Source organism: Pontibacter sp. 13R65 (assembly GCF_047525655.1).
Classification (GTDB): domain Bacteria; phylum Bacteroidota; class Bacteroidia; order Cytophagales; family Hymenobacteraceae; genus Pontibacter.
The window spans coordinates 296778-307616 of the sequence record NZ_JBLIQL010000006.1 but is presented as its reverse complement, the minus strand read 5'-3'; the positions used below and the strand labels follow the sequence as shown (position 1 = coordinate 307616).

At 46.6% G+C, this 10839-nt stretch carries 13 protein-coding genes; 6 read left to right on the top strand and 7 right to left on the bottom strand.

Annotated features, from left to right (window positions below):
- Positions 1–297 precede the first annotated feature (297 nt).
- The 4 genes from ACMA1I_RS10455 (at position 298) to ACMA1I_RS10440 (ending at position 4203) form a co-directional block, all read left to right on the top strand.
- Positions 298–951 carry a DUF72 domain-containing protein gene (locus ACMA1I_RS10455; RefSeq protein ID WP_414703900.1) on the top strand — a complete coding sequence of 218 codons (654 nt, stop codon included), beginning with the start codon at positions 298–300 and terminating at the stop codon, positions 949–951.
- Complete coding sequence (locus ACMA1I_RS10450; RefSeq protein WP_414703899.1) at positions 866–1150, top strand: DUF72 domain-containing protein; 285 nt, start codon at positions 866–868, stop codon at positions 1148–1150. The genes ACMA1I_RS10455 and ACMA1I_RS10450 overlap by 86 nt, the downstream gene beginning before the upstream one ends.
- Positions 1151–1747: 597 nt before the next feature.
- Positions 1748–2836, top strand: coding sequence for a glutamate 5-kinase (proB, locus tag ACMA1I_RS10445; protein ID WP_337068264.1), 1089 nt, complete (start codon positions 1748–1750; stop codon positions 2834–2836).
- Positions 2837–2952: 116 nt separating this feature from the next.
- Positions 2953–4203, top strand: coding sequence for a glutamate-5-semialdehyde dehydrogenase (locus tag ACMA1I_RS10440; RefSeq protein WP_337068263.1), 1251 nt, complete (start codon positions 2953–2955; stop codon positions 4201–4203).
- A gap of 137 nt (positions 4204–4340) precedes the next feature.
- Here the strand turns inward: ACMA1I_RS10440 and ACMA1I_RS10435 are convergent, their stop codons facing one another.
- The 3 genes from ACMA1I_RS10435 to ACMA1I_RS10425 all read right to left on the bottom strand — a co-directional run bounded on the left by ACMA1I_RS10435 (position 4341) and on the right by ACMA1I_RS10425 (position 6213).
- Entirely contained in the window at positions 4341–4934 is a 594-nt protein-coding gene (locus tag ACMA1I_RS10435) for a carboxymuconolactone decarboxylase family protein (RefSeq protein WP_337068262.1), read from the bottom strand.
- Between the two features lie 106 nt (positions 4935–5040).
- Complete coding sequence (locus ACMA1I_RS10430) at positions 5041–5583, bottom strand: peroxiredoxin (protein WP_414703901.1); 543 nt, start codon at positions 5581–5583, stop codon at positions 5041–5043.
- Between the two features lie 156 nt (positions 5584–5739).
- A complete protein-coding gene (locus ACMA1I_RS10425) occupies positions 5740–6213 on the bottom strand; it encodes a Dps family protein (RefSeq protein WP_337068260.1) in 474 nt (157 codons plus the stop codon).
- Between the two features lie 292 nt (positions 6214–6505).
- Between ACMA1I_RS10425 and ACMA1I_RS10420 the strand changes: the two genes are divergently transcribed.
- Together ACMA1I_RS10420 and ACMA1I_RS10415 are read left to right on the top strand one after the other, a co-directional pair.
- Entirely contained in the window at positions 6506–7450 is a 945-nt protein-coding gene (locus tag ACMA1I_RS10420; RefSeq protein WP_337068259.1) for a hydrogen peroxide-inducible genes activator, read from the top strand.
- 280 nt (positions 7451–7730) lie between these two features.
- Positions 7731–7997 (top strand): hypothetical protein, encoded by a 267-nt coding sequence (locus ACMA1I_RS10415; protein WP_337068258.1) that lies wholly within the window; start codon positions 7731–7733, stop codon positions 7995–7997.
- A 39-nt stretch (positions 7998–8036) separates the two neighbouring features.
- Here ACMA1I_RS10415 and ACMA1I_RS10410 read toward each other — a convergent pair whose 3' ends face one another.
- The 4 genes from ACMA1I_RS10410 to ACMA1I_RS10395 all read right to left on the bottom strand — a co-directional run bounded on the left by ACMA1I_RS10410 (position 8037) and on the right by ACMA1I_RS10395 (position 10839).
- The gene (locus tag ACMA1I_RS10410; protein WP_337068257.1) at positions 8037–8630 is read right to left on the bottom strand and encodes a hypothetical protein; all 594 of its coding nucleotides are present in this window, start codon (positions 8628–8630) and stop codon (positions 8037–8039) included.
- 182 nt (positions 8631–8812) lie between these two features.
- Positions 8813–9328, bottom strand: a complete 516-nt coding sequence (locus ACMA1I_RS10405) for a hypothetical protein (RefSeq protein ID WP_337068256.1) — start codon at positions 9326–9328, stop codon at positions 8813–8815.
- Positions 9329–9516: 188 nt separating this feature from the next.
- A complete protein-coding gene (locus ACMA1I_RS10400) occupies positions 9517–9816 on the bottom strand; it encodes a hypothetical protein (protein ID WP_337068255.1) in 300 nt (99 codons plus the stop codon).
- A gap of 213 nt (positions 9817–10029) precedes the next feature.
- On the bottom strand, positions 10030–10839 hold the full coding sequence (locus ACMA1I_RS10395) for a polysaccharide deacetylase family protein (RefSeq protein WP_337068254.1): 810 nt from the start codon (positions 10837–10839) through the stop codon (positions 10030–10032).

The following is a 10839-nucleotide window of genomic DNA, read 5'->3' as shown; positions in this document are numbered from 1 at the left end:
TATGATAAAGTGCATAAGGCTAAGGAGTTAGGTGAAACATCGGACAATATTTCTACCTAATCCTTAGCCTTTTTTGTTGCGCAAATGCCTGTCTTAAACCAAATTAATTCCCGAGTTCACGTTAAGCTATGAACTACTAGTGCAGGTAAGGGTTAGTGCGAGCTTGCAGCTCTTACTGCATAAGCAATTGAAAAAATTGAGAACACACGAGCTGCAAGCTCGCGCGAGCGTGAAAAGAACAGAAGTATAGCAACCTGCGCTTAGCTACAAAGTATATGTTTCTTCTAACCCGTAACTATGACAGACATACCAAATCTATACATTGGCACCTCCGGCTGGAGTTACCGTTGGCAGGAAGTGCTGTACCCGCCGGAACTAAAGTCGGCGGAGTACCTGCGGCATTATGCCACGCGTTTTAATGCCACAGAAATCAATAGCAGCTTCTACCACTTCACCATGGCCAAAACCATTGAGAAATGGCTATCAGAAACGCCGGCGAATTTTAAGTTTGCGCCGAAGCTGAACCAGGAGATTACGCATAAACGAAAATTCCAGGAGATAGAGGAGCCGTTGCAGAAGTTCATGTCGCGGTACCTGGCCATGGGGGAGCGGCTGGGGCCGGTGCTGGTGCAGATCGCAGGCAGCTTCCGCTACGACAGGTTGGTGGCAGAAACTTTTTACCGGACGCTGCGGGAGCTGTATCCTACCCAAACCTTTGCGCTGGAGGCCCGGCACGTGTCCTGGTTTACCGAAGAGTCGGTGGAGCTGCTGCGCGAGTACAACATTACCACGGTAATAGCCAGTGCCGGCAAGCGGTTTCCGGGTACCGAGATCACAACTACTGAAACGGCCTACCTCNGAGTCGGTGGAGCTGCTGCGCGAGTACAACATTACCACGGTAATAGCCAGTGCCGGCAAGCGGTTTCCGGGTACCGAGATCACAACTACTGAAACGGCCTACCTCCGCCTGCACGGCGACGAAAAGCTCTACGCCTCCGCTTATTCTGACGAGAAACTGGAACGCTATGCTTATATGGTGAAGGACTGGCTGGAAGACGGAAAGGAGGTGTGGGTGTTTTTCAACAACACCATCACCGGAAACGCCGTGACAGACGCTGACAAACTCCGCGATCTAGTCCTGAATTTGTAAATTACTACCTAATGTTACGGACTACTACAACCAGCAGGGTTTCTATTTCTAGGCCTCTTACGTGCTGTTGCTGGCTCAGTAGCAGTGGCTCGGAGTACTTATTCCAGTTTTTGGGTTGAGCGCCTTTGCAGGTTTCCGGTGCCGCAGGCAGCCTAAGCGCGAGCGAAGGCAGGAAAGATGCAGCAGCGCGATGCCCAAGAACAAGGCCCCGCTTATATAGGGCCCCTTTCCCAACCTTGAGCGCTCGGAGCAAAAGCAATAGAACATCCAAGTTTAAGAGCATCGGATCAAACAGTAACAAAGAGAGATGGATCCATCTTCTAGAAGCTTAATTACTAAAATGTGCACTACTTAATGTAGCAGCAAGAGTTTGGCCAGAGGCCTCAATATTAAGCATCACGGGCGAAAACGTTTTTGCTAAAGACGACAAATAAATTATTCAAATGAAAATGCCCTTCCAGAGGCTTTTCAGCCATAAAAAGACTCAAGCATGTTGCCTTGATACTGCAGTCTTAGTACATAGATAAATTTTAATTTTATACTTTTGGGCCTTACTCCAGAGATCAGAGCCTCAGGAGGTAAGCAGCAAACACAGCAATGGCATTAGCATACAACAGAATTGTTATAAAAATCGGATCGAACGTACTTACGCAGGCAGATGGCATGCCCGACGTGGCGCGCATGGAGCACCTGGTCGATCAGATAACGGAGATTAAGAAACAAGGCAAGGAAGTGATCCTCGTTTCGTCGGGGGCAGTGGCCTCTGGCAGGAGCCTGGTGAAAATATCGGAGAAAACAGATGCCGTAGGTAGCAGGCAATTGTTGGCGGCAGTGGGGCAGGTAAAACTTATCAACACCTACTCCCAACTCTTCGGCAGGCACGATCTGATTTGTGCGCAGGTATTGGTGACCAAAGAAGACTTCCGGGACCGGCTGCATTACCTGAACATGAAAAACTGCTTCCAGATGCAGCTGCAGCACAACATTATTCCGGTGGTGAACGAGAACGACGTGATTTCAGTAACGGAGCTGATGTTCACCGACAACGACGAATTGGCTGGCCTGATTGCTTCTATGCTCAATGCGGATGCACTGATTATTCTCTCGAATGTAGACGGCATCTTCAACGGCGACCCTAAAGACAGCAACTCTGAGGTGATTCAGGAAATAGGCCACTCCACTACCGGCTTCTCTCAATTTGTAACCACCCAGAAATCGCAATTCGGGCGTGGTGGCATGATTACCAAATGCCACATGGCGCACAAAGTGGCGCAACTAGGCATAGCCGTGCATATTGCCAATGGCAAAACCACTAACATTCTGCAAAGGGTACTGCAGGAAGAGGTGGTGAACACGCGTTTTATTCCAAAAAAAACGGCCTCTGGCAAGAAAAAATGGCTGGCCCATTCCGGCAGCTACGCCAACGGCGTGGTGCAGGTAAACGAGGGAGCTTGTGCAGCACTAAATTCAGCTAAAGCAACGAGCCTGCTGCCTGTTGGTGTTACCGCTATTTCCGGCACTTTTAAAAAAGGCGACATTATTAAGATCATCAGCGAATCTGAAAAGTACATCGGGCTCGGTATAGCCGAATATAGCTCCGAGAAAGCAAACGAGCTGGTGGGGCAGAAGAACCAGAAAGAACTGGTGCATTACGATTACCTGTACTTAAACCCGGACATCAAATAAGCACTTCTATTTTCTAAGTATAGAAAATAGAAGTGCTGCTGTAGCTGCTTTTAAGACAGGTTTTCCATTACTTCTAATTTTGAATTTCTAATTTTTAATTTGACGCAGTCTCACCCATGGATCTAACACACTTATTTGAGCAAACTCAAAAAGCTAGCCGACAGCTTGTGTCGCTGCAGGCTGAAGTGGTAAACACCATCTTACAGGCAGTAGCCGAGGCAGCTGTGGCAAAAACGCCATTTCTGCTTTCGGAAAACGAAAAAGACCTGGCCCGCATGAGTCCAGAAGATCCGAAATACGACCGGCTGAAGCTGACGGAGAAGCGGATACAGGATATTGCCAACGATATGCGGAATGTGGCCAAGCTGACATCGCCGCTCGGAGAGGTGTTGCTGCAGAAAGAACTGCCAAACGGTCTGCAGATATCCAAAATGCGGGTGCCACTGGGAGTGATTGGTGTTATCTACGAAGCACGGCCAAACGTAACGTTCGATGTGTTTTCGCTCTGTCTCAAAACCGGTAATGCCTGCATTCTGAAGGGCGGCAGCGATGCCTCTTTCTCTAATCAGGCTATTATCTCTGTCATTCAGGAGGTGTTGCAACAGCATGGGATAGATTCTAATGTAGCTACGCTTTTGCCACCAGACAGAGCCGCCACAGAAGCCTTGTTAAACGCCATTGGTTATGTTGATGTGCTGATTCCACGTGGAAGCCAGAAGCTGATAGAGTATGTGCGGCAGAATGCGAAAGTGCCGGTAATAGAAACAGGAGCAGGCATTGTGCACACGTACTTCGACGAAACCGCTGATCTCGAAAAGGGCAAAGCCATTGTGAGCAACGCCAAGACCCGCCGCGTGAGCGTCTGTAACGCACTCGACTGCCTGGTGCTGCACCAGGGCCGCCTGCAGGACCTGCCGGAACTGGCAGCGCCTTTGGCAGCAGCAGGGGTAGAAGTATTTGCTGATGAGGCAGCCTATGCAGCACTGGCAGGTCATTACCCACTGGAGCTGTTGCAATCTGCTGCTGCCGAACATTTCGGTACGGAGTTTCTGGCCATGCGCCTATCTATCAAAACGGTGCAGAACCTGGAGGAGGCGCTGGAGCATATTGCCACCTACAGCTCCCGCCATTCCGAAGCCATTATCTCAGAAAGTGGCGAACATATTGAGCAATTCCTGAACGCAGTAGATGCGGCTGCCGTGTATGCCAACGCCTCTACCGCCTTTACCGATGGTGCACAATTTGGCCTCGGAGCCGAAATCGGTATCAGTACCCAAAAACTGCATGCCCGCGGCCCCATGGGGCTGGAGGAGCTCACGAGCTACAAATGGGTAGTAAGAGGAACGGGGCAGGTAAGGCCGGCATAAAGGTTTGTTGCTGATGCTCCGATATGACCTTGCAGAGTTACGCACGCTGCGAGGTCTCTGGTGAGATTCGAAAAATTTCAAAAACAAAAAAGTCCTGCAGAAGCTGCAGGACTTTTCCCAATCATCATATATCTACTTTAATTTACTACTTTACTTAAGCCTATAACCACGGCTGCTACGCGAATGGCATCGAAAATGCGAGCTTCGGTAGCTCCCAGTTTTAGCACAGAGGCTTCGTGGGCAGCTACGCAGCGCTCACAGCCGTTGATGGCTGAAATGGCAAGGCTCACTAGTTCAAAGAACTCTTTGCCCAGCACCGGGTTTCCCATAATGTTCATCTTCACGCGGGCCGGCAATTGCTCATACACATCTTTGTGTGCGAAGTGGCGAAAACGGTAAAGGATGTTGTTTGTTGCCAGCAAAGAAGCACAGGCAATGGCTTCGGCAGTCTCGGCTAAGGTAGCGCCATTTTCCAGAGCTTTGGCTTCAAAAGAAGCTACCAAAGTATCATTCTCCTCGTTGGCCGCCGATGCCAGCGCCAACAGATAAGCCTCTTTTTTAGAGATCGTTTCGCCAGCCAAAGCCGTTTTCAGGTTCACGCGCAGGTCGCGCAGGTACCTCGACTCAGCATTGGTCAGTTTATTCAGGCTCTGAGCCTCATAATTTTCGCCAAGGCCTAAGTCCTTTAATAAATCTATCTTGGTTTCCTCTGTTACAGTTAACACGGACATGGGATTTCGTTTTTTTGATGGAAAAAACTCAGGCAGCAGGAGCAGTTGTATTCTAATTGCTGCTCCCAATACTGCCTAAGGTACTGTATATATAGAAAGTGGGGTGTTAACCAACCAACGTTTCTTCGCCTTTTTGCCAGTTGCAAGGGCAAAGTTCATCGGTCTGAAGCGCATCGAGTACGCGAAGTACCTCGGCCACGTTGCGGCCTACGTTCAGGTCGTTAACACTAACCCATCGGATGATTCCTTGTGGGTCTACAATATAAGTAACACGGTAAGCTACTTTTTCTTCGGCTTCTAAAATGCCTAGTTCCTCGGCCAAAGATTTAGAAGTGTCGGCCAGCATCGGGAAGCGAAGGTCACGGAGATCTTCGTGGTCGCGGCGCCAGGCAGCGTGCACAAACTCAGAGTCGGTAGATGCTCCCACCAATACAGTATCTCTGTCGCGGAACTCGTCGTAGTTTTTGTTAAACTCAGCTATTTCGGTAGGGCACACAAACGTAAAGTCTTTTGGCCACCAAAACATTACCATCCACTGCTCACGCTTAATGTGGTCTTCGTTGGTGATATCGGCAAACTCTTTACCTTTTTCGATAGATACAACAGCTTGTTTTTTGAAAGCTGGGAAAGTGGCTCCTACGGATAATATTCTGTTTTGAGACATGTTGTGGTTGTTATATTGTTGGTTATTAATTGTTGATATGATAAATGGTTTAATTGCTAAATTGTTGAATGGTTAATTGTGGAACATCTATTTTAATAGACAATTCACTCGGTCACTCATTCAAAACTTATAATTTAGACCTTAGCTTAAGAAAGCCTTTAGCATCCAGAGTGTTTTCTCGTTTTCGTTAATGTCTTCGCTGATCAGGCTCACGGTACCTTCATCGCCGGTTTCAGCGGCCAGATGCAGTACTTCGCGTTCCAGGCCGAGCAGTACCGTCAGGTTTTCGTGGGTGGCTGTCACGGCGGCTATGCCATCGCTGATGTTTCTGGCTTCCTGAATGCTGGACAGGCTCACATAGTCTGAAAAAGTGTGCAGGGGCTGCTGGCCTATAGTTAAAATGCGTTCGGCAATGGCATCTATTTTAGTGAGAGCAATGTTGTAAAGCTCTTCGAACTTGTCGTGCAGCTGAAAGAAGTAAACCCCTTTAATGTTCCAGTGAAAGCCGCGCAGGTTCTGGTAGTACAGGTGGTAATTCGCCAGCAGCACATTTAGTTGCTCGGCTATTTGTTTGCTATCTTCTTTCTGCAAACCAATTTGATTTAGCTTGTTCATAATTTTATTTCAGGTAGTGGTTTGTGTTCGTTGTTGATACAAATGTCGTGGTAACAGTGTTATCAATCAAATTGATTGTTTTTATGCTGTTATAGTTTAAATTTATAATGTATCTTTAGTGCTGCTTAAGCACATATAGGCGGAAAATGATAGGCAGCTGACTAAAGAATATTATTTTGGTAATCTTGGCGATGTCTAAAGCCTAGAGGGGAAATGCTGAAAAATGCTTTGGAAGGCCTTTTTGATTAGAATAATTAGTAGACAACTGGGAACCTGAACACAAAACCTGCACATGACTATTGTACAACTAGAATATTTACTGGCCGTTGATACCTTTCGCCATTTCTCGACAGCAGCTGAAAATTGTTTTGTGACCCAGCCTACGCTCAGCATGCAGCTCCAGAAGCTGGAAGAGGAGCTGGGAGTGCTGCTCTTCGACAGAAGCCGGGTGCCGGTGCGGCCAACCGAAATCGGTAAAGAGATAATAGCGCAGGCGCGTGTGGTGGTAGCTGAATCTAAGAAGATACAGGAGATTGTGCAGAACCAGAAGCAGGAACTGAGTGGCGTGTTGCGCGTAGGCGTTATCCCGACGCTGGCACCTTACCTGATTCCGCTCTTCATTACAAACTTTATGGAGAAGTACCCCCAGGTGCAGGTGGTGGTACAGGAGCTGCTTACAAACGAGATTATTGAAAAGCTGAACCACGAGCAACTGGATGTGGGGCTGCTGGTAACGCCCCTCGAAGACAAAACTATACGGGAGCTGCCGCTGTTCTACGAAGCCTTTGTAGCCTACGTGAATAAGGAACACTCTTTTGCGAAGCAGCAAACGGTAAACCCTGCAGCTCTGAACCTGGAAGACCTGTGGGTGCTGAACGAAGGGCACTGCTTTCGGAGTCAGGTGCTCAACATCTGCAACAGGGGCGGCAAGGCCATGGGCTCCCAGGCAGGCCACTTCGACTACAAAAGCGGCTCCCTCGAAACCCTGAAACGGATTGTGGAGACGCAGCATGGGCTCACGTTATTGCCGGAGTTGTCGGTGCTGGATATGCCGGAGGAGAAACGGAAACTGGTTAGGTTGTTTGAAGAGCCACAGCCTCTGCGCGAGGTAAGCCTGGTGGTACATCGCAGCTTCTTAAAAAAGAGGCTGGTGGAGGCGCTAAAAGCAGAAATTGTGGCGGCAGTGCCAGCAGAGATCCGCAACCGCAAAAAGCAGCAGGTGGTAGGGGTAAAGTAGGAGATAACTTTGAATGAGAGATTGAGAGAAGGAGTGAATTATTGTAATGAATTTGGCCTTACGAAGAACTTTGGGCCTACATAGCTCAAGGCTTTCTACCGAAGGCCTTTACGTCTACAAGCATTTCATAGTAGTCATTCATCTACAAATCCACACACCTTAAAATCCTCAAATCCATTCATTAGCCACTCAACAGTTAAACCATTTAGCTACCAACAATCAACCATTCTATTGGAGCTGCCGTATCTTCTAACCTATAACCTAACCTAAAAATAAAGCTATGGGAATTACATCAGAGGCAGAAAATATAGAAAATACCGCTAACTGCATAATGGATGCTTTTAATGAGATGGGTGTAGAGGCAGGCGGTGTGCTAGCCTACCCGGATTTATACCCGTATCTGCAGGAGCACTATCCTAAGTACAAAGACGTGCAGAAAGAGGCAGAGCAGCATTTAGCTAAGGAAGGCTTCGTGAATCCGGCGCCGGAGGGCTTAATGCTCACACAGGTAGGCTATAAGGCCATTCAAACAAAAAATGGAGAGTAAGCACTCTCCATTTTTTGTTTTCTGACGAAGCCATGGCATTTACTCTGGCAGTTGGGTTACCAAGTGGTCTATTTCTGCTATAAAGGCTGGCAAGGCTGCGCTTAGTCCTTCTTTCTGTTTGCTGTACACCATCTCTACCTGCCTGATGTCCATGCGGTACAAAATAAGTCCCTGGTCTGCTTCTGTTATGTACAAGAACCTGTCGGGTGCCGAGGTTGTGGCTACCACATAGGTTCTGAAGCGGAATGTATTTTTTAGGTGTTGCTGTGTAGGTGCTTTATTATCGAGGTAGCGTACGGCAACAGTAGTGTCGAGTGCAACGGTGCTTTCGATCTGGTAAAGCGCTTTTAAATCTCCCTCCTGAAATTTCCATTTTTTTATTTGGTGTCTGCCGCTGGTGCTAGTGCTGTAATCAGCTGAACTAAGGTCTACTCTGGCCACCAACTGGAACAGTTGCAGGTCACTCTCAATGGTGCGCAGTGAGGGAGAACTGGAGGTGTTGTCGCTAATAAAGTATTGCCCCCCTTGCAGCAGCCTATAGTCTTTTTCAATATCTTTTTGGAGAAGCAGTGTAGTTGAGTCTGGCGTAAACATTGCCAAAAGCAGTGGCAAGAGTATGTGGAGCAATAGCATATTTTTATGTAGTTATTTCTGCTTTGTCTACTCAAAACCTGTGCCTTAGTTTTATTTATAGCCGAAAAGTGCACATACCCGCCTCTGCTGCTGATGCTAACACATAAAGAAGAGCTTCCTGTGCCTGCTGCTCCACTAGACGGCGGGAGTACAAAGGCCAGAGCTGATAGGAGTTAACTGTATCACAGTTTGCTGTTGTCTACTACGCGCCAGTTAATGTTGCCGTTATTTACCTCGTACCGTAGAATCATGTAGCCGCCATCATGGCCATCTTCGTAGTAAGCCAAGGCATAGCGGTCGTTGAGAATGCGGCTGTCACGGATGGTCATAGTGCCGCCCATGGTTCCATCTGCCGGAATCAATTGCCGCTGCTTACGGTTCAGGTCATTCATCAGGTCGCTTTCGGGTGCTCGAAGGCCTTTCCCTTTCAGTCGTTTAATGTCGCTCTCGCTCAGCGTTCCAAGCTGGTCTACAAAGTTCACGCCTCCCGGAGGTACTATTCCCATGGTATCGGGTGGTAAGGAAAACTGTTCCAGTGAATCTGCGGCTTGCTGTGTTTGGTCGAGTTGCTGGTGTGTTTCAGCTAGTTTGTTGTCTGCAATGGCCAGTCGGCTTTCAGCATCATTTTTTTTCCAGTAGAAGTAAATTGCCAGAAATAAGAAGATGGCTGATAAAATCCAGGCGATGGTGGTTTTCATAAGGTAATCACTAGGGTTGAATAGGTCTTATAAACGCAAGGTAGAGAAAAGAGGTACTATTAAGTTTATTGACACAGATATATACCTTAACCTAAAACACCTGCCAGGTTCACCAGCAGGTGCGATAGCAACAGAAAAGCAACAGCTAAAAGGCTGCCAGTTGTTTACATCAAGTTGCAGCTAGTGGCTCAGAAGAATTCAATGCTTATGATAGCGGATGTAGGTATGGCACAACCTGCTTTGAAGGAGATAAACCGATCGTCTACCGCCCAAACCGTTGTATCAACCCGTTTAACTTCTCCGTCTGCAGTCTTGAATGTAATTTCCACTTTGCCATGGTAGGCATTTCCAAGCCAAGAGGCACGATTTAAGTCCCACATTCTTCTTTTTTTCGCTTCCTTGTCTGTGAGCACGTCGTTCTGGTCGAAATGGTAAGATGGTATCTGTTCCTTCTCGACCAGCGGGATAAAGTTGACCAGTGTTTGCATATATAATTTGTATTAAGTAATATAAATTATACGCAAATTATAAAATAAAAATCACCATTACTTCTAATAAAGTATTTGTAATTAGTTGATATTGAGTTGTTTGCAAGAAAGGATTGCTGTGTAAACTCTTTGAGACTTTAGTTTTCTCCCTTATTCATAAAAAGTTAGTCTTACTTACTTCATTTTGCAAGCAGTACTGGCTAATTAGAGAGGTTATAGCGCAAGTTCTTTGAACGTTATGGATTTGAGATTTTTTCCTTGTGCTAATTCTAAGATATTCTCAAGGAATTCAGTTGTTACTCCGTAGTGGCTGCTGTCAATTTCAATGCTGTGGGCATAAAGGTTTATTGCTTCTTGTTTATCTGTAGCCCGATTAAAACCCTGTTCTATGTCTTGCAGAGTTACTCCACTGTTCATATCAATTCCTAAGCCGTTTATTACTCTGCTGCCATCGAATTTGTAAAATATCCTATCAAGCTTCTCTACCGGTTTATCTTCAACTTTCCAGGAATCGCCTCGTACCAGAAGAAAGTATTTTAACAATTCTCTGTCTAACTTTCTGGAACTGGCTCCATAAGGATAAGCAAAAGTAACAGGAGCAAATCCTTGGGCATGCATGGTTTTGATGGCCGGTAAAACTTCATGCTCAATATAAGCTCCCAAAGAATGTTCTTCGGTGTAAGCAACCGCATTAACATGCCTATAGCCATGAGAAGCAATTTCATGACCATCGGCAGCTAATATGTGTAACATCTCTATTTCTTCTGTCGATAACAAATCAGGCTTAGTAATAAAGAACGTTGCATGTACACCATATTTCTTAAATAAGTCCCGATGCGCATACCATTGTTTTACATACTGATCATCAAAGCTTAAAACAAAAGAAGCTTGATCGGCTGTCTTATGATAAGAAAAATCAACTCTTAGGTATTGATGAAAAACATAGAAACAACAGGCAATTATTATGGTTGTTAAGAGCAAAAAAACAGCTACAGTCTTCTTCTGAAACTTAATGATGGCCAC

Bases quoted from the DNA above. Each gene is read 5' to 3' on its own strand.
- ACMA1I_RS10415 (WP_337068258.1), top strand. From the start codon at position 7,731: ATGGGAATTACATCAGAGGCAGAAAATATAGAAAATACCGCTAACTGC.
- ACMA1I_RS10410 (WP_337068257.1), bottom strand. From the start codon at position 8,630: ATGCTATTGCTCCACATACTCTTGCCACTGCTTTTGGCAATGTTTACG.
- ACMA1I_RS10425 (WP_337068260.1), bottom strand. From the start codon at position 6,213: ATGAACAAGCTAAATCAAATTGGTTTGCAGAAAGAAGATAGCAAACAA.
- ACMA1I_RS10405 (WP_337068256.1), bottom strand. From the start codon at position 9,328: ATGAAAACCACCATCGCCTGGATTTTATCAGCCATCTTCTTATTTCTG.
- ACMA1I_RS10400 (WP_337068255.1), bottom strand. From the start codon at position 9,816: ATGCAAACACTGGTCAACTTTATCCCGCTGGTCGAGAAGGAACAGATA.
- ACMA1I_RS10435 (WP_337068262.1), bottom strand. From the start codon at position 4,934: ATGTCCGTGTTAACTGTAACAGAGGAAACCAAGATAGATTTATTAAAG.
- ACMA1I_RS10440 (WP_337068263.1), top strand. From the start codon at position 2,953: ATGGATCTAACACACTTATTTGAGCAAACTCAAAAAGCTAGCCGACAG.
- ACMA1I_RS10420 (WP_337068259.1), top strand. From the start codon at position 6,506: ATGACTATTGTACAACTAGAATATTTACTGGCCGTTGATACCTTTCGC.
- proB (WP_337068264.1), top strand. From the start codon at position 1,748: ATGGCATTAGCATACAACAGAATTGTTATAAAAATCGGATCGAACGTA.